Annotated in this window: 13 protein-coding genes; 6 read left to right on the forward strand and 7 right to left on the reverse strand. The window is 54.9% G+C overall.

Annotation, left to right across the window (positions count from 1 at the left end):
• Positions 1-3,843: a hypothetical protein gene (locus IPM52_00045; GenBank protein ID MBK9290018.1), complete on the reverse strand. Its 3,843-nt coding sequence runs from the start codon at positions 3,841-3,843 to the stop codon at positions 1-3.
• 15 nt (positions 3,844-3,858) lie between these two features.
• The gene (locus IPM52_00050) at positions 3,859-5,019 is read right to left on the reverse strand and encodes an endonuclease (protein MBK9290019.1); all 1,161 of its coding nucleotides are present in this window, start codon (positions 5,017-5,019) and stop codon (positions 3,859-3,861) included.
• 181 nt (positions 5,020-5,200) lie between these two features.
• On the opposite strand from IPM52_00050, the gene IPM52_00055 reads away from it, so the two are divergent.
• Entirely contained in the window at positions 5,201-5,539 is a 339-nt protein-coding gene (locus IPM52_00055) for a 2Fe-2S iron-sulfur cluster binding domain-containing protein (GenBank protein MBK9290020.1), read from the forward strand.
• A 78-nt stretch (positions 5,540-5,617) separates the two neighbouring features.
• Here the strand turns inward: IPM52_00055 and IPM52_00060 are convergent, their stop codons facing one another.
• Entirely contained in the window at positions 5,618-6,433 is an 816-nt protein-coding gene (locus IPM52_00060) for a kinase/pyrophosphorylase (GenBank protein ID MBK9290021.1), read from the reverse strand.
• 15 nt (positions 6,434-6,448) lie between these two features.
• Positions 6,449-6,850: a hypothetical protein gene (locus IPM52_00065; protein ID MBK9290022.1), complete on the reverse strand. Its 402-nt coding sequence runs from the start codon at positions 6,848-6,850 to the stop codon at positions 6,449-6,451.
• Between the two features lie 529 nt (positions 6,851-7,379).
• On the opposite strand from IPM52_00065, the gene IPM52_00070 reads away from it, so the two are divergent.
• From IPM52_00070 to IPM52_00090, 5 genes are all read left to right on the forward strand, one after another.
• A complete protein-coding gene (locus IPM52_00070; protein MBK9290023.1) occupies positions 7,380-7,547 on the forward strand; it encodes a hypothetical protein in 168 nt (55 codons plus the stop codon).
• Between the two features lie 40 nt (positions 7,548-7,587).
• The gene (locus IPM52_00075; GenBank protein MBK9290024.1) at positions 7,588-10,215 is read left to right on the forward strand and encodes a valine--tRNA ligase; all 2,628 of its coding nucleotides are present in this window, start codon (positions 7,588-7,590) and stop codon (positions 10,213-10,215) included.
• Between the two features lie 166 nt (positions 10,216-10,381).
• Positions 10,382-12,028, forward strand: coding sequence for a hypothetical protein (locus tag IPM52_00080; GenBank protein MBK9290025.1), 1,647 nt, complete (start codon positions 10,382-10,384; stop codon positions 12,026-12,028).
• Positions 12,025-13,329, forward strand: a complete 1,305-nt coding sequence (locus IPM52_00085) for a lipopolysaccharide biosynthesis protein (GenBank protein ID MBK9290026.1) — start codon at positions 12,025-12,027, stop codon at positions 13,327-13,329. Before IPM52_00080 ends, IPM52_00085 begins: the two co-directional genes overlap by 4 nt.
• Before the next feature lie 187 nt (positions 13,330-13,516).
• Positions 13,517-13,705 (forward strand): DUF2892 domain-containing protein, encoded by a 189-nt coding sequence (locus tag IPM52_00090; GenBank protein ID MBK9290027.1) that lies wholly within the window; start codon positions 13,517-13,519, stop codon positions 13,703-13,705.
• A gap of 68 nt (positions 13,706-13,773) precedes the next feature.
• On the opposite strand, the gene IPM52_00095 is transcribed toward IPM52_00090, so the two are convergent.
• The 3 genes from IPM52_00095 to IPM52_00105 form a co-directional block, all read right to left on the reverse strand.
• Positions 13,774-15,381, reverse strand: coding sequence for a hypothetical protein (locus IPM52_00095; protein MBK9290028.1), 1,608 nt, complete (start codon positions 15,379-15,381; stop codon positions 13,774-13,776).
• 241 nt (positions 15,382-15,622) lie between these two features.
• Positions 15,623-17,056, reverse strand: coding sequence for a 23S rRNA (uracil(1939)-C(5))-methyltransferase RlmD (gene rlmD / locus IPM52_00100; protein ID MBK9290029.1), 1,434 nt, complete (start codon positions 17,054-17,056; stop codon positions 15,623-15,625).
• Positions 17,057-17,066: 10 nt separating this feature from the next.
• Complete coding sequence (locus IPM52_00105; protein ID MBK9290030.1) at positions 17,067-18,407, reverse strand: ABC transporter permease; 1,341 nt, start codon at positions 18,405-18,407, stop codon at positions 17,067-17,069.
• Between the last annotated feature and the right edge of the window lies 1 nt (position 18,408).

Consider the following 18,408-nt stretch of genomic DNA (forward strand, 5'->3'; position numbering starts at 1 on the left):
TTAGCGGGTGAATACTTTGGACGAATAGACCTTGTTGCCTGTGGTGGCACGGATGATCACCGCAGCTGCCTTTGGGGCAGGGATGCGGATGAGCGGAGCGGCATCGCGGCGATAGCTGCCCAGGTGGCGACCTAAGGCATCGAACAGCTCGAAGTTGACAGGCTGCTGCACATCGGGCAGGGCAATGCAGATGTCGTTGCCATGCATCCAGAAGCGAGCCTGTGCCAAAGCAGGGGCATCAGGTGTGGCGGTGATGGAAGTCAGGTGGAGCACAAAACGCTGGGCATTGTTGGCGGGGTTGTGCACAAAGGCGTAGGTGGGGTTTTCGCGCAGGTTGACCAGGCTGCCGGTGAGCAGGTCTTCGAGCACAAAGTGCAGTTCGTTGCCAAAGGTTTCGAGGCCTTCGAAGCTGAGGTTCACCTGTGCTTCGGCCTGTAGTTTGAAGCCCACGGGCAGCGAGATGGGCGGGGCATCGGGGGGGATGTTGTTGATAGCCAGCTCACGCCCGTCGGGCAGGATGAAGTAGAGCTGAGGTGCGATGGGTGCACCGTAGAGCTTGTCGCCGTCGAATTCGTCTTTGGTAGTCAGGCTGCCCTGGCGCAGGTGCAGGACAATCTCGTCCTGGCGGTTGTTGCCCTGGGCATGGATGCGCAGCAGGTTGGGCAGCTGGCCGGAGTTTTTAAAGAACGGGCTGTTGTTGTGCACGCGCACGTCGTTGTTCATGCCCAGCACGGGCGAGGCAGCATTGCTTTTCACAAAGAAGGCCTGTCCCACGGGGATGTATTGCGTGCCTCCGTTGGCGCCCACCCCGCCTATGTAGCTGGCATACTGGTCGAGCACAGGATTCCAGATCCAGATGGCATTTTGCAGGTTGGTTTTGGTCCATCCGCTGGGGGTATCCCAGTCGATGGCCGAGGGGTAGGGGTTGGGCACTAAGGCAAACTGGTCGGCCGCGGTGAGGGGCGTGGCGGCGGTGAAGCTGCCGTTGTTGAGCTGCCCGGTGAAAGTATAAGTGGTGCTGGTGTTGGGGTAGAAGATCATATATCCTCTGTCGTTGGGCAGGGGTGCGCTGGTCGAGCTGCCCAGACCGGCCCAGCTTTGGGTGCTGGTGTTGAACTCGTAGAGGTAGGAGCCGAGGAACTGGGCGGCGGTGACACCCGCATTGAGGGGCACCGACACCAGGTGGTAGTCGTAGGTGCCTGTGAGCACCGTGTTGCCGGTGATATAGCGCTCGATGGTGGCGGGTACGTTATTCGTATTATGGATGAGCGAGGCGGTACCGCTGGCGTTGGATTTCAGGGTGAGGGTGCCGTTGTTGGTGAGGGTGCCGGTGACGGTGAGTCGTTTGCCGGGATTCAGGGTGAATGTTGCTCCGGCCTGAACCTGAAGATTGCCAGCCAGGGTGGCATCATTGTCCAGCACTACACCGGCAAGGTTGGTCATGTTGATGCTTGAGTTCGTGCCTGAATTGAGCGTGCCTCCGCCCGTAATGGTTTGCTGCTGCGTGCCATTGAGGTTGACTATGCCTGCACTGGTAGGTGCGAAACTGAGTGTGGCAGTAGGCAGAATCTGGATGTTGCCTTTGATGGAATGTCCCGGATTGCCCGTCATATTGAAATTGAAGGTGCCTTGTTTGATGGTCAGGTTATTGATGCTTACCGGATTTCCTCCGGAAGGTGATACTGAACCGTTGTGGTCGAATTCAAAATCGGCATAGGTCCGGTTCGAAAAAGCAGGCGCCTGATTGACCTTCAGCCGGTACAGGCTGCCCGTCTGAAAAACGACCACAGCGTTGGGGGCGGCGGCGCCGAAAGGGTTGCTCCCTGCCAGCTGTTCATATACCGAACCGCTGGCAAAGACCACAGAATTCAGATTGGTGGTGCCAAAAGCACTGCCCGTAAACCCTGTGCCTGCCGTAAATTGCGATCCATTTTCAAAGGTGATGCTTCCTGCATCGGCCCCTGTAAACCGGTGTCCGCCTCCGGCAAAAGTCATCTTTCCCTGAATGCTGGCAGTGGTTCCGGTGAGTAGATTGATTGTCAAGGCGTTACTTCCCGATATGTTTAGTTCTGTGCCACTGTCGAGCGCCAGGTCGGCGCCGGTGTCACCGGCAATGGTTAGTGTCTGATTAGCCGATGCGGCCTGAAGGGTGATTTTGGTATTGTTGCTCACGGTGATTTTGGCTACGGTCTGGTTGCTCAGCCCGGTAATGGTATAGGTGCCCCCGTCGTTGAATTGCAGGATATCGGAGGCCTGGGCCGAGTTTCGGGCCGGGGTCCAGTGCGATGCCGTGTTCCAGCTGCCGTTGGTGGGACCCGACCAGGTGTAGGTGGTTTGCGCCGGACTCAGGGTGGATGAGGTGGTTTGCGGGATACTTCCGTCGGTTTTATAATTGATGGAGGCGCCGCTGCCGTTGTATGGAAAGAGCTTGAAATAGTGGGTGGTTCCCGGTGTGAGACCTGTAAACTGATGGCTTTGAATGCCTGCACTCACATTGTGCCTCAGGCTGGCATTGGCTTCAGGTATTCCGTCGGTGGGATTGGTGATGTCGGCAAACGAACTGGCGCTTCCTTTGATCAGATAGGCATCAGCGGGAGGGTTGGCATCACTCCAGGCAAGTGTCACGCTTGTGGTGGTATTGGTGGTGGCCACAAACGTGGCAGGGTGTTCGCTGGGTTCGTTCACCACCTGATTGACCGCCCCGTTCAGGGTGATGCTCGCATTAGCCGCACCCGGCGAACTTGCCACCACCTGCTCGTTGTTGTAGCTCCCGGCTTCCAGTCCTGACTCCAACCTCACGTACACGGTAGTGGACGCAACGGTGCCGCTCACGGGTGTAAGCACCAGAGATTTTGAATAACTATTGCTTTCGCTGAGTGAGATCTCATAATGCACAGGTGCAGACAGGCTGATATTTCCTGTCAGGTTGTTTCCGCTCACAGTGAAGCTCTGGGCTGCCGAAGGTCCGCCGCCCACGGTATAATTAAAATTGCTCAGGCTGGTTGGCGAAACAGCGATAACAGGCGAAGCGCCTCCGCTAAGCTGAACGGCGACATTGTCAAAAAAGGCTGTTTGCGAGGCGGAAGTTGCGGCATTCCAGAAAGCGCCAAAATATGCCATGCTGGTGGAAGTATAGGCGCTGTTCGTTACCGTTCCCTGGCTGGTCAGCGTGCCGGTTTGCGGATCGGCAAATGCCGAGCTTCCGTCGTTTCGCACAAAAAGCTCCCACTGGTGGTTGGCAGGATTGTAGGTTACCTTGATGCTGAGGTAATCGTTGCCGAAATCAGTGAGGCCTGTGGTGTTTGAAGTAATCAGGTTGGTGAGTGTGCCGGCAAGACCGTTGTCGAATGAGGCCAGCCTCACAGGGTCGGTACTCCCGCTTTGTCCAAGCACCACGGCATACCCGCTTCCGCTGGTGGACGGATTGTCAGCCGTTGAGCCAAGCACAAGTGCTACACCGTAATTTCCGGTTGAAAAACCCGAGGGATCAGTGCGGATTTGACGCATGTTGAACCACCAGGTGATTATTCCGCTATTGCTTGCAAATGTGGTGTTGTATGGGCTTGTAAAATTCGCGGTATTCACGTAGGCAAACACCCAGCCGTTGGCGTTGGCTGTTGCGCTTGCGTCGTTGGTGAGCTCTAAGATTTGCCCGCTCACCTGGCGCCTGGATCCCAAGTCTGCACCCGACCTGTTCACACTCCAGGCACTTGAGCCAATGGCTCCGGAGGTGGTCCAGCTATCGGATGTGTGGGTCGAAAAATTATCTTCAAACACCGTGGTCTGGCTCAGCAACGAATGGTACAAGCCAATGGCAATAAGGAAAATAATATGCTTTCTCATCAGATGTTCGCGGAATTACTGTGCAACAATGCTTACCTGCCTAACGGCGCCATCAGTCTTGTAATCAATCTGGCTGCCCGAGCCTGCGTAAGGAAAAATTTTGAAATAATAGGTCTGGCCGGATGTCAAGCCACCAAAAACTGCCTGGCCCACCCCATAACTCACGTTCTTATTGCTGAAATCGTTAGTCACCGGCACACCGTCGGTTGGGGCAGCAATCTGGTCAAAACCTGTGCTGCTCATGCGGATGAGGTAGCCGTCGGGCAGGTAGGTGCCTGCAGATTCTGTCCACTGCAGGCTGATGGTTGAGCCAGAAAAATCAGTGGCATGTGCCTGGGGTTCATCGGCCAGACTCGCGCCGCTGCCCCAGATCATGAGCGCATAATTCGGATTATCGATAAAGGGATTGCGGTTGCCCTGAAGCGCATAGATGGCATTGTTGCGATCAATTTCTTTCTGGCTTACAGGGTCCTGCTGATGCCATTGGAGCAGGAGCGACAGCGCCCAGTTGGAAAAAGAGGGATAGGTCGTTTTGTTAAGCATCGGACTGTTCCAGTTGGTCACTACATTTTCATAACGTGTCACCATATAAAAGTAAGTTCTGGCCAGGTCGCCTTTGAAATCGTTGCGGGGTTCAAAGACTACGCCACTGTAACCAGGATAGTTCGAAAGCCCCAGTTTGCTGCTGTTGGTGGATGTCCAGGTGGCCGTCCCCACCTGCCCGTAAGGATAATTGCTTCGCCTGTTGTTCACATATCCATCTGTGGGGTACACGTGAAAAAGGTCGGAATACATGGGGCTGGCATCGTTAAACCAGCTGGCCGGAAAGCTGTGTTCCCGGTTGTAGCAGTCGCCTTCGCTGTTGTAGTTGCCGCATCGGTTGGTCAGAAAGTTATACTCGTAAGCCGGAGTGCCTGAGGGGATGTCGCTGTAAATATCCCACACCTTGCCGTTCGACTTGGCGTCAGTGCTCTGAAAATCAGTCCACAACTGGTCGTAGGAGCGCACGCTGTGGTTTTTGATGATATGATACAACTGGGTCTTGAGCGTGACGCCGGTACCTGTGGCACTGTCGTAATAACCTGCCGGGGGTTGGGCCGACAGTTGCATGGCCAGCGCCAGCAACATCCATATGAAAGGCAACAAGGATTTGCCTTTCAGCAAAGCGGAGAACATCATGGTGTTATGTGATTTGAAATCAGGGCAAATGTAGGCAATGGTCTGTTGCGTAGGCTTTCGATGTGATGAATTTTTTATGAAGCATGCAAAAGGTTGGCTCCGGCTGGCAATTTCCGGAAAATCTGGCAACACATCAAACAAAGTATTTGATAAGATGTTGTTTGATGACTTTACGATTATGCCACGCATACACTACAAAGGACGAACCATTACCTGCCCTGAGGGCGCCAACCTGCGCCAGGTGCTCATCGAACACGGGCTTTACCCGCACAACGGGGGCTCGAAATACCTCAACTGCTTCGGGCTGGGAACCTGCGGCACCTGTGCGGTCGTGATCAGGGGCGAAGCAAGCGAGATGAACCAAACCGAACGCATCCGGCTGTCCGTGCCGCCACATCGCATCGAAAACGGCCTGCGCCTAGCCTGCCAGGTGAGGGTGCTCGGCGAAATTTGGGTGGAAAAAGGGGAAGGATTCTGGGGCCAACACCTGCCCGAAAGTCAATCAGATGAAGGCTGAGATTTGTCTTTACCAGGTTTGCCGGAAGGCCTAAACGTATTTTACTATTTTTTGGTTGGGGCTAAAAACCAAAACGGCTCAAAGGTCGCTGTCCGTTTCCTGACCATTTACCAAAGCCAGGATTTCGCTGGCTATTTCTTCAATGGGTTTGTTGGTCACGCGCACAACCCGCCAGCCCGGGTTCTGCCTGAAGATATGTTCGGCATAGTTGAGTTCGCGCTCCACGAACACCGGGGTGGAATAATCCATCATGCCCATGCCGAAGCGCTCCTGGCGCGAATGGCGGAGCCTGGCCAGGTTGTGCGGGTTGTTGGTCAGGCCGATAACCCTGGAAGGGGATATTTGAAAAAGCTCCTCCGGAGGATCAATCCCCAGTACGATGGGCACGTTGGCCACCAGCCAGCCCTTGAAAGCCAGATAGATACTCAAAGGCGTCTTGAACGTGCGCGACACGCCCACCAGCACAATCTCGGCCTTGTGCAGGCCTTCCGGCCGCTGGCCGTCGTCGTGCTGAAAGGCAAACTGCATGGCATCAATGCGTTTGAAGTATTCTTTGTTGAGCTCGCTGAACAGGCCGGGTTTTTCGGCCGGACTGCTGAACAGCACATCCGACAGGCGTGCAAGCAACGGCCCCATCAGGTCGATGGTCTCCACGTTAAAGTCCCGGCTGCAGGTGATCATATACTCCCGTAACTGATTCGATACCAGCGTGTGAACGATGAACGCCTCTTTGGCGGCTGCTTCCTTCACAAGATCCCGAATCCGTTGCCTGGACCGAATCTCCTTATGCACCTCTATGTGCACCTGCTGAGCCGGAAACTGTGTCAATGCTGCACTGAGCGCCTGGCTGGCAGTGCGTCCTGTGCCGTCGGAGATCACAAAAATGACTGCCATGCCTGCGCCAAACAATTAAAAACCATACTCATAGTAGAACTTCGACATCTCGGTGCTTACGTCCCGAAACTCGATGTGGTGATTGGTGCATCCGTTCCGCGAACAAATCAGCACCACGCCTCCGGCGCGGATGACAAATTCAACCATGGGGGCCTCACAAAAACGGCATACCTCCACAGTGGACAATTCCTTGTTGCAGGAAGGGCAAAACATGCCGACTACCTCGCCCTCATCCACATTGATGCTCATCTTCTTGTCGTAATCGCCGTAGATGCTGCTCATCCACAATACCCCGCGGTCGTGTTCGGTTTCGATGTTCACCTTCACCGATGGATGACCCGCAAACTGCACCCTGTCGTCCATGAGCGAGGCATCGCAATGAATGCATTTGACCGAAAGTGCAATCTGTTTGCTCATGTCCGTAAGTTTTGATGGTTCAATTACTTAACGGAATAAATATACGAAATAAAATGCTGAAAATCAAATTTTTTAAGTGTTAATAATTTAACAGCGTCTGCCTGCCCGATTGTGGTGCTCTCCATGACAAGTTCGTCTGAAAGTTCATCGAACAGCACGTTGACCTCTGCCGAAACCTTTGTACTGTGCTCAACAATGGAACACAGGTGACACTGATCTGGCTGATTTACGCTGTTTATTATCTGTGACCATCTGCTCAATCTGCGTCATCAGTGTTCTATCATTAATGGAACGCAGATAACACTGATCTGGCTGATTTTCGCTGTTTCGTATCTGTGACCATCTGCTCAATCTGCGTCACCAGTTTGCTATCAACAATGGAACGCAGATCCCGTCTAAGGCCGGGACACGGTGACACTGATCAGGCTGATTTTCGCTGTTTCTAATCTTTGACCATCTGCTCAATCTGCGTTATCTGTGTTCTATCCTCTACTAATGGAACGCTGATCCCGTCTAAGGCCGGGACACGGTGACACTGATCAGGCTGATTTTCAGGGATAAAACCACTACAACCACCGACAACACCAACAACCACGACAACAACGACAACCACCGTCAACCTCCCGTAACCCGTAACTCGCTTCCCGCAACCCGCTTCCCGCAACCCACTCCCGCTCCCGCCCCCGATTCCCAATAAATTACTACTTTTGCGCCCCTGAAACACAATCACCTGTTGCATGGAACTCAGCAGCAAATACAACCCCGCCGAGCTCGAAGAGCGTTGGTATGCCCACTGGATGTCGCGTGGATATTTTCATTCCGAACCCGACCACCGTCCGCCTTATACCATAGTCATTCCCCCGCCAAACGTTACCGGGGTGCTTCACATGGGGCACATGCTCAACAATACCATTCAGGATGTGCTCGTCAGGCGTGCGCGCATGCGTGGCTTCAATGCCTGCTGGGTTCCGGGAACCGACCACGCCAGCATCGCCACCGAGGCTAAAGTGGTCAACAAGCTCAAAAACGAGGGCATCGACAAGTCGCAGATCACCCGCGAGCAGTTTCTCGAACATGCCTGGGAATGGACCCACAAACACGGAGGCATCATCCTCGAACAACTCAAAAAACTCGGTGCTTCGTGCGACTGGAACCGGACGGCCTTCACCATGGACGAAAGCCTATATGAATCGGTGATTGATGTTTTCATTGATCTTTACAACAAAGGCCTGATATACCGGGGAGTACGCATGGTCAACTGGGACCCCCAGGCGCTGACCGCCGTCTCGGACGAGGAGGTGTTCTATAAAGAAGTCCAGTCGAAGCTCTACTACGTGAAATATAAGGTGGAAGGCGAAGACGACTACATCACCATCGCCACCACCCGCCCCGAGACCATCCTGGGCGATACCGCTGTGTGCGTGCATCCTGAAGATGAGCGCTTTGATCGTTTTCATGGAAAAAAAGTCCTCGTCCCCCTCGTCAACCGGCCGGTACCCATCATCCTCGATGAATATGTGGACCGCGAATTTGGTACTGGCGCCCTGAAGATCACCCCCGCCCACGACATCAACGACTACCACCTTGGCCTGAAACATAACCTGCCTTCTATCGATATCTTCAACGACAACGGTACCCTCAGCCAGGCCGCCGGTCTTCTGGTTGGTATAGACAGGTTCGAAGCGCGCAAGGCCATCGTGCCTTTGCTTGAGCAGGCCGGCCTTCTGGCCAAAGTGGAAGATTACGTGAACAAGGTCGGATTTTCCGAACGCACCGATGCCGTCATCGAACCGCGCATCTCCCTGCAGTGGTTCCTTCGCATGCAGGCCTTTGCGCAAAAGGCGCTCGAAGTGGTCGAAAATGATACCATCCAGTTTCATCCGGCCAAATTCAAGAACATCTACCGCCACTGGATGGAAAACGTCAAGGACTGGTGCATCTCGCGCCAGCTCTGGTGGGGACAGCGCATCCCGGTTTATTACCTGCCCAATGGCGAGATGGTGGTGGCCAGAAATGCCGCTGAAGCACTCGAAGAAGCCCATAAACGCTGGCCCGGGGCCGGCTTCACTGCCAACGACCTGAAACAGGACGAAGATGTGGTGGACACCTGGTTCTCCTCCTGGCTCTGGCCCATCTCGGTCTTCGACGGCATCCGCCATCCCGGAAATCCTGACATGCGGTACTATTACCCCACCAACGACCTGGTTACTGCACCCGATATCATCTTTTTCTGGGTGGCCCGCATGATCATGGCCGGGCTGGAATATGCCGGCGATATCCCGTTCCGCAACGTATATTTTACCGGCATCGTGCGCGACAAGCATGGCCGCAAGATGTCGAAAACCCTCGGCAACTCGCCCGACCCCCTCGACCTGATTGCCAAATACGGCGCCGATGGCGTGCGCATGGGCATGCTGCTTACTGCCCCGGCCGGCAACGACCTGCCTTTCGATGAAGCACTGTGCGAACAAGGCCGCAACTTCAGCAATAAGATCTGGAATGCCCTCAGACTGGTTAAAGGCTGGTCCGTCGATCCGGAAGCCTCACCTTCGCCCGCAGCTCAGGCCGCCGCCCGCTGGTTCGAAGCGCGTTTCCAGCAAGTGCTCCGCCAAACTACCGACGACTTCGACAAATTCAGGCTCTCCGATGCCCTCATGTCCATCTACAAACTCATCTGGGACGACTTCTGCTCCTGGTACCTCGAGATGGTCAAGCCTGAATATGGCAAACCAATTGACAAACAAACACTTGAGCTGACCTCCGGATTCTTCCGCAGGCTGATGCAGCTGCTGCACCCCTTCATGCCCTTCATCACCGAAGAGGTGTGGAGCCACCTCAAAACCTCATCGGAAGAGGTGGATATCATTATCTCTCAACTGCCTGAAGCACAGGAATATAACGCTGAAGTACTGAAGCAGTTCGACTTTACTGCCGAGCTGGTCAATGCCATCCGCAAGTTCCGGGCAGAGAAAAACATCGCAATGCGCGACAAGCTGCAGCTGATGATCAAAAATTTGCCACAGGAATACTCCCCGGCTTTTGATGCGGTGGTTGCCAAACTCGGTAACCTCGAAAGCCTGACCAAGGTGGACGAAACGCCCGCCGAAGCCCTGGGTTTTGTGGTACGTAGCACAGAGTGCTTTGTGCCTGTGAGCGCCTCGGTGAACACCGAAGAAGAGCGCAGGAAGCTGATGGCCGAGCTGGAATACACCCGCGGTTTCCTCAGATCGGTCGAAGCCAAACTGAGCAACGAACGCTTCGTGGCCAATGCCCCCGCCAAGGTGATCGAGATCGAGCGCAAAAAAAAATCCGACGCCCTGGCGCGCATCGAAGTGCTCGAAAAACAACTTGCACTCCTGGGTTAGCATCCCGTCCACCTCAGCCACAACAGGCAAACGACTGTAAATGAACATAATACTGTTACAGGCCACAAACATGCAGCTTTGCTGTATGGCCAGCAGTACATTTTGGCGCACCAAAGCCATTTTTCCCGACTTTTGCCGTTAAGCTTCAGAAACCAAACTTGTGCGCATGCGTTTTGGCCTCCTGGTCAACGGTCTTTTTCTTCAGCAATGGCAATACCATGCAGTGCAACAGTTGATTGCCGACGGCCATCAGCTTGTGCTGCTGGTGGTCAGGCAGGATGATGCACAGCCGGCAGGATTGTTCCAGAAGCTTTCAGCCTATCCTTATCGGCATTTCCTTTATCGTTTCTGGCAGCGTTATTTTTTCCGGCCGGATGCCAAAAAGCAGCGCCACATCCAGGACTTGCTTCATGGAGTTGAGGTTATTGGCTGCAAACCACAGGTCAGCGGGCCGGTAGAGTATATCCCCGAAGAGGTGGTTAAAAGGGTAGGGGAGCTTGCCCCGGATTTTCTGCTTCGCTTCGGATTCAACATTCTCAGGGGAGGCATACTCGATGCAGCGCGTTTCGGGCTGTGGTCGTTTCATCACGACGACGAACAGCTGATCAGGGGCGGACCGCCCGGCTTCTGGGAGGTTTTCCATAAGCATGAGGTCAACGGGGTGATGCTGCAGCGGCTCACCGACAAGCTGGATGCAGGCCTGATACTCGCCAAAATATGGCTGCCCGTGACCGGGCATTCCTACAAGGCACACCTCGACAGCCTTTTAAAAGAAAGCGCCTTCATGCCGGCTCAGGTCTGCCGGCGGATAGCCCTGAACGGCTTCAGTGCGGCGCCTCCGGCCAAAACGGGCAAGCTGTTCCGCAACCCGTCCAACCTGCGCATGCTGCAATTTTTTCTTCGCATGCCCTTCCGCAGGCTGATGTTTCACCTCAGGCAGCTTTGGCGGCACGAAAGCTGGTGCATCGGACTGAGCCGCATTCCTGCCGGTAATCCGGCCGGGCTGCAAATGGCCGCACCGACACCAGTACAATGGCTGGTACATCCCGACAAAGCACAGTATTATGCGGATCCTTTTGTAGTTGAATATCATGGGGAAACCATCGTGCTTGCCGAGCATTTCGATTACCGGTCGGGCAGAGGCAGCCTGGTCAGCATAAAGGTGAACGACAATTTTGAAGTGCAGGAGGTAAAGGCGCCCGACGGGATGCACCGTTCGTTCCCGTATTTGTTTGTGCACCAAGGAAAGCTTTACTGCCTGCCGGAATGTTACCAATCGGGCAGGATCACGCTGTTTGAATTCGACACTGAACGCAATTGCCTGCAGCATCCTGTGAAGTTGTTGAGCGGTGTCGAAGCCCTCGACCCTGTCTTGTTCCCGCACCGGGGTTTGTGGTGGCTGATGTTCAGCCGGAAAAATCTGCCCGGAGTTCAGCTTTTTGCCTGGTATGCCGACAGCCCTTTTGGGCCATTCAGTCCCCATCCGCTCAATCCCGTAAAGACCGACCCCCGTTCGGCACGCAATGCGGGCGCGCCTTTTGTGCACAACGGACAGCTCTACCGGCCTGCCCAGGATGTGGCTGGAAGCTATGGCAAGGCGGTGCTGCTGCAAAGGGTTGACTGCCTAAGCCCGCATGACTATTCCGAGACGGAAGCCGGGCGCATCGAAGCTTTGCCACAGTGGCGTTTCAATCGCGGACTTCATACCTTTAACCGCGCCGGTACGATAGCCGTATTCGATGCCAAACGTTTCATTTTCAGCCTGGCTGGCCTGAGACATGTGTGGAAATTAAAAACACGTAAACTGCGATGATGCTTCGGAGAATACTTTCTACGGGCGCCGTCAGGATGCTGAATGCCCTCTCGGGTTTTGTGCTGTTGTGGCTGGCCACCAACGGCATGGGGGCAGCCGCCTGGGGGGTGTCGGGCCTCATCCTTCTGAATGTAACCCTGCTCGTCATGCTGGCCGAGATGGTCTCGAACGCCGTGGTTTACTACAGCTCGCGCCGCAATGTGATGAGCCTGATGCGGCTTTCGGCAGGGTTCACCGCCGCACTCACCTTGTTTTTTGCACTGGCTTTTTTTGGCCTGAGCTACGTGCCGGATCTTTTCCATGTGCTTGTGCCCGAAGGGTATGCCCTGCACATCCTGATCCTTGTGTTGCTGGGCAGCCTCCACAATGTAAACCTTTATCTGCTGCTTGGGCGCGAACGCATCGGGGCATTCAACCTCCTGTTTTTGCTGCAGTTTCTCTCGCAGCTGGCTGCCATGGCTGTTGCCTTGCACCTGCTCGGCATCCGCAACGAACTGGCCTATGTGATCTCGCTCTACGCTTCCTACACCGTGCCCCTGCTGGCAGCCTATCCTGCCTATGTGCTGCCCCTGCTTAGGCAAAGCGCCTCCCTACCGGAAGCAAACCTACGCGAACTGCTGGCTTTTGGCAGCCTGACGCAGACCTCAAGCTTCGTGCATATGCTCAACCGCCGGCTCAGTTTTTATGTGATCCGCTATTTTACCGGCAATGCCGCACTCGGGGTATTCAACTCGGGTGTGCAACTCACCGAAGGATTCCGGCTCATCGGCCACAGCATCGCACTGGTACAGTTTTCGAGCATCAGCAACAGCAACGACCCCGAATTTGCCCGCCGGCTAAGCATCCGGCTGATGAAGCTGTCGCTCGTGCTCACCTTCCTTGCTTTGGTCGTTTTGCTTCTGGTGCCCTCACGGGTGTTCGGGTGGATCTTCAGCCGCGAGTTTGGCGACATCCGCATCGTGGTGGCAGGTCTGGCCCCGGGCGTGCTGGCCCTCTCGGCCAATGCCATCTTCAGCCACTATTTCTCCGGAACCGGCCGCCCAAAATATAACCTCTATGCCTCTCTCACAGGTTTTGTCGTGGTCATCCCGGCTTTGCTCCTCCTGATTCCCGCACTCGGCATCTTTGGTGCGGCCCTGGCAGCTTCTCTGGCCTATATGGCCTCGGCTGGTTATCAGGCAGTTATATTCAGCAGGATGAACAAGACAGCATGGAAGGAATGGCTGCCGGATAAAGACGACCTCAAGCAGGTGCAGCAAATTACAGGCAAGTTTTTTCCGGGCCGCCGCCAACCTCAGTAAGCTTGCGGCTGGTCAGCACAACCTGTGCTTCCGGATGGATTACTCTAAGCCTCGTCCAATGGCTGTCCAGCCCAGTGGTTCCACCAACGATATTCATCATATCTAAAAACTTAAATACTTGACAAGCTGGTATGACTGGTTTACCTTTGCGGGTCTTCATTCCAAAAAAATCAAAATCTAAACCACTATGAAAAAGAACGTAGGAAACACCGACAAGGTCATTCGCATCATTCTCGGTCTTGCCATTGGCGGACTGGGTATTGCAAATCAGAGCTGGTGGGGACTTGTGGGCCTGCTGCCCATAGCCACGGCTTTGATGGGCACTTGTTTCGCATATACGCTATTCGGAATCAGTACCTGTAAGAAGGAGTCCTGATTCCTTCAACCAAACAAAAAAACCCGGCCATTTCTGGTCGGGCTTTTTTTTTGTTTGAAGCGTATGCCTCAGAAGGTCAGGTCGAGGCCGAGGGCAAACACCAGAGCTTTGCGGCTGTAGGTCTCACCAAACTGGGGCTGATTCTGCGGAGCGAAGTTCTTTACGTAGGTGTTGTAATAGGTACGCATCACCCCTGCATTGGCGGCAATCTTTTCAGTGAAGTTGTATTTGGCGCCGGCGCCAAAGCTGAAGGTGCTCAGGCTGTGGCTCAGGTCGCTCTGATATTCAGGCTTTACACCGCTGTTGGTTACCAGATAACCTGCGCTTAGCATGAGCTTGTCGGTGGCCATGTAGTGTGTGCCAAAGGCAAACTCCCACAGGTTGCGGTCCATCAGCTGGTCGTTTTTCACATACTGTCCGTTGAGCATCTTGCCATATTCGGCGCCTTTGTCAAAGTAGGTGTGGTAAGTAGCAGCCAGGCCAACCCGCTTCGAGGGTTCGTAACCAATGCCGATGGAGATCATCGAAGGCATATCGCTGGGCACTTCTGCGCCGTCGGGAAACATGCCCACATCGTCTTTGGTGGTTTCGTTCTTCACCTTGATGGCGGCATGGTGTTCGTATTTGAAGCCGATATTCACCTTGTCGATATTGAAGTTCAGCCCGACGACCGGCACAATGCCCGAGCCTTTCTGAATGGCATCCACGTATTTGTCGCCTGTGGCAGTCTTGTTGGCATTCATGGCTGCAGCCTGAGCGGTAAAGGTAGGCGTGGCAGCTACATATCCCTGGTGAATGGCCGCAATCGGTATGGTGTTGGCATCCACATTGGGGTTAATGAAAGCGAAGCCGCCGGCAATGCTGGCAGCCTGTGCCTGTGTGAGCAAGCCTGCGCCAACCAGCTGAGGCAGGGTAAGTCCTTGTGTTTGCGCATTTCCCGCCAGTGGCGCAATGCTGCCGGCCACACCAGCAAGATTGGTAAACAATCCGGCCATGGCTTCAAAGAATACGGGCGCTTTCACCATGCTGCCGTTGAAGTTCAGGGCAGGAAACACCGGGTTGATGCTGATGTCTTTCAGGTGTCCGTGATAGCTGTTGTCGATGGTTACATAACGCACTCCCAGGCTTGCCGAAAACATCTCGTTGAACTGGTATGCCACATTGGCCTGATAGCCAAAGTAAACCGATTTGCCTTCGAACTCGGTGTCGTAGCTGTACTGGGTTGTTGGGATGCCGGAGGCGTTGAGCGAGGATTTCAGGCCGGCTACCTGATATTCGAACGAGGGCAGGCCGTCGGGATAAAATGCTCCTCCGCCTCCACCAATCGGATTAAAACCGAACGACACAGCAAATTTGTTTTTCTTGAACACAGCATAGGCCGAAGGGAAGAGCGGGGCTTTTACCTCGCCGATGAACTCCGACTGATTCAAGCCTGCACGTGAGGTCTTGATGTTGCGTTCCTGGGTGATGAACTGGTTGCTGAGCGAAAGGTGAAACCCGTCGTTGAGCTTGGTCAATCCCCCCGGATTGTAGTAAGCAGCTTCGATGCCGAGCAAACCGCCCCGCGCAGGATTGCGGATAAAGCTGGCACTCTGGTTGGTGTTGGTCACAATGCCGCCAGCCAGTACTGCACCGGCCATGGCGCTCAGAACAAATGTGGTAATTGTTTTTTTCATAGGGCTGGATAAGATTTTGCGAGGTAAAAGTATGACAAGATTTAAATATTTCAAAATTTTGATGTGTTGGATAAAGAAATGATAGTCATGAGCCCCTTCATATGATAACCTGATCCGCCTTGCCGGACGGCAGGCATTTGCACAGGCCCTGCACCCTGGTTTCATCAAACAAAAAACCAGAGGAATTATCTCTTAAATCCCTGTCATCCAGCGCTAAAGAAAGTTGCGTTCCAGAAAATTCCTACACCTGGCCTCTGACCAGCAGTGCGACATTTTCCACATGGTGTGTTTGCGGAAACATGTCCACAGGCTGAACGGCGGTTACGGCATATTTTTCGGTGAGCAGGGCAATATCGCGGGCCTGTGTGGCCGGGTTGCAGCTCACATAAACAATCTTTTCCGGTTCAAGATCAAGCAGTTGTGCGACTACTTTGGGGTGCATGCCGGCCCGGGGTGGGTCGGTAATCACCACATCCGGCCTGCCATGGGTGGCCACAAAATGCGCGTCGAACATCTTGCCGAGGTCGCCGGCAACAAATTCGGTGTTGTTCAGGCCGTTGAGCCGGGCATTGACGCGGGCATCGGCCACGGCTTCTTCCACATATTCCACACCCACCACCTTTTTGCAATGGCGTGCCATATAGCAGCTGATGGTGCCGGTTCCGCTGTAGAGGTCATAAACCACCTCGTCGCCTTTGAGGCCGGCCAGCTCGAAGGCGGTGCCATAAAGCACTGCCGCCTGCCTGGGGTTGGTCTGGAAAAATGAAGCCGGGGCAATGCGGAATACCAGGGGCGCCTCGTTTCCGGGAGCTTCCATCAGCTCGGTGAGCCATGCCTCGCCGTGCATTACCCTCACCTCGAGTCCGGCAATGTTTTCGTTCACCCGGGGATTGACCACCCAAAGCAGGGAGGTGATCTGCGGAAAAGCCCCGATGAGTGCAGGAAAGAGCCGGTGTTCGATGGCTTTGTCTTCCTGCGAGCTTACCAGGATAACCATGAGTCCGCCGGCAGTGCTGTTGCGGATAAGCAGGTTGCGTAGCAAACCCTCGTGCCGGCGGTTGTTGTAGTAGCTCAGGTTGAGCTCCATGGCCTTCTGGTGCACAAAAAGGCGGATGGCATTGGAAGGCTCGGCCTGCAGATGACATTCTTCGAGGTGGATCACCCGGTCGAACATGCCCGGCAGGTGAAATCCGAGTCCGCGGGGGTCTTCAACCACGCCCTCACGGGGTGGATGGGTGAACCACTTGCGGTCGGCAAAGGTAAACTCCAGCTTGTTGCGGTAATAGTAAATGTCGGGTGCCGCCTTGATGGGTCTCAGTGGCGGAAAGCTGAACTTTCCGATGCGGGCAAAGGCGTCGTGCACCTGTTGCTGCTTCTGGGCGAGCTGTGTTTCGTAGCTCAGATGCTGCCAACGGCACCCGCCACACAGGGTAAAGTGCCGGCACAAGGCCTGGGTGCGAAGCGGGGAGGCTTCGGCAAGCCGGACAATTTTTCCTTCGAGGTATTGTTTTTTTCGCGCAGTTAGCTGTATGTCAGCTACATCTCCCGGAGCAGCATAGGGCACAAACAGCACCTGACCCTCAACCCTGGCAATGGCTTTGCCCTCGGCTCCGGCATCGGTGATGTGCACATTTGTAAGAATTTCGGGCTGAAATTGTCGTTGTTTTCGGGCCATGCGGAATGTATTAATCGTGACGTAGCGATTCAACCGGGTCCTGTGTGGCTGCTTTCCGGGCAGGGAGATAGCCAAAGATAATGCCTACGCTTGCAGCCACACCAAAGGAGATGAGGATCGACCAGGGATTGACAATGGTCAGGATGCCGGTGGTTTTGGTGATCAGAGCCGACATGCCGAAACCGAGCATAATGCCTGCCATTCCACCTGTGATGCTGATCAGGGTGGCTTCGCTCAGAAACTGAAAGACGATATCGCGGCGTGTGGCGCCCACAGCGCGGCGCACCCCGATCTCGCGGATGCGTTCCATCACCGAGGCCAGCATGATGTTCATGATGCCGATGCCACCCACCAGCAGCGAGATGCCTGCAATGGCTCCCAGCACGATGTTAAAAATGTCGCGGGTGCGCTGTTCCTGCTTGAGCAGAAGCTCGGGCACACTTACCTCATAATCTTCAACTCCCAGGTGCCGGCGGGCAAGCAGTCGGCCAATCACCTCCGAGGCTGCCGCGAGCTGATTGCTGTTGCTCATCTGAACCACGATGCGGTCGAGCTGATGGATGTTTTGCGGGCCTTCGGCTGCTTCTTCTTCGCCCGAGGAAAAGATGACCACATCGCCTCCCGAAAAAAAGATGTCGCCCGAGCCTCCGGGCCTCATGTTGGCCAGAGAGCGGTCGCGAAACCGCAGCAGCACCGTTTGCAGGGGCGCATATACTTCGTTGTTCGGATCTCCGGCATTGCCCTGCAGGGCGGGACGTTTTTCGAGCACCCCGACGACCCGCAGCCAGACGTTACCACATTTGATATATTGCCCCAGCGGATCCTGCAACGGAAACAGGCGGCTGCCCACACCATGTCCGACCACACAGACCGGCTCGCCCGAGGCAAGCTGACGGTCGTTGAAAAAGCTGCCTTTCTGCAGGGCGATCCCAAACACTTCGAAATAATCCGGGGTGACGCCAGTGAGCCTTGCCGGCATGCTGTTGCCCTGGCTGATGAGCATGGTCTCGTAACTCACCTCTGGGCTCACGCGCTGCACGCCAGGCACCACCTGCCGTATGGCTTGCGCGTCGAGCAGGGTGAGGCCGGGCGAAAAGGGCTTGCGCTCCTGCTTGCCCGATTCTTCGTTCGAAGGGCCTTTGCGCTCGGTTTTCGATTTGATGACGATGTTGTTCACCCCCACCACCTTCATCTGGTCGAGGATCTCCTGGCGGGCGCCCCTGCCAATGGCAAGCATGGCAATCACCGCAGCCACACCAAAGATGATACCCAGCGCCGTGAGTATCGAACGGGCTTTGTTGGCAAACACGGCCTGGAGCGCCTCCCTGAGCAACTGGGCGTATCGTTCCATG

This window comes from Bacteroidota bacterium (assembly GCA_016715945.1).
Taxonomy (GTDB): domain Bacteria; phylum Bacteroidota; class Bacteroidia; order Bacteroidales; family F082; genus JALNZU01.

Bases quoted from the DNA above. Each gene is read 5' to 3' on its own strand.
- IPM52_00045 (MBK9290018.1), bottom strand. From the start codon at position 3,843: ATGAGAAAGCATATTATTTTCCTTATTGCCATTGGCTTGTACCATTCG.
- IPM52_00050 (MBK9290019.1), bottom strand. From the start codon at position 5,019: ATGTTCTCCGCTTTGCTGAAAGGCAAATCCTTGTTGCCTTTCATATGG.
- rlmD (MBK9290029.1), bottom strand. From the start codon at position 17,056: ATGGCCCGAAAACAACGACAATTTCAGCCCGAAATTCTTACAAATGTG.
- IPM52_00055 (MBK9290020.1), top strand. From the start codon at position 5,201: ATGCCACGCATACACTACAAAGGACGAACCATTACCTGCCCTGAGGGC.
- IPM52_00095 (MBK9290028.1), bottom strand. From the start codon at position 15,381: ATGAAAAAAACAATTACCACATTTGTTCTGAGCGCCATGGCCGGTGCA.
- IPM52_00080 (MBK9290025.1), top strand. From the start codon at position 10,382: ATGCGTTTTGGCCTCCTGGTCAACGGTCTTTTTCTTCAGCAATGGCAA.
- IPM52_00075 (MBK9290024.1), top strand. From the start codon at position 7,588: ATGGAACTCAGCAGCAAATACAACCCCGCCGAGCTCGAAGAGCGTTGG.
- IPM52_00105 (MBK9290030.1), bottom strand. From the start codon at position 18,407: ATGGAACGATACGCCCAGTTGCTCAGGGAGGCGCTCCAGGCCGTGTTT.
- IPM52_00060 (MBK9290021.1), bottom strand. From the start codon at position 6,433: ATGGCAGTCATTTTTGTGATCTCCGACGGCACAGGACGCACTGCCAGC.
- IPM52_00090 (MBK9290027.1), top strand. From the start codon at position 13,517: ATGAAAAAGAACGTAGGAAACACCGACAAGGTCATTCGCATCATTCTC.
- IPM52_00085 (MBK9290026.1), top strand. From the start codon at position 12,025: ATGATGCTTCGGAGAATACTTTCTACGGGCGCCGTCAGGATGCTGAAT.
- IPM52_00065 (MBK9290022.1), bottom strand. From the start codon at position 6,850: ATGAGCAAACAGATTGCACTTTCGGTCAAATGCATTCATTGCGATGCC.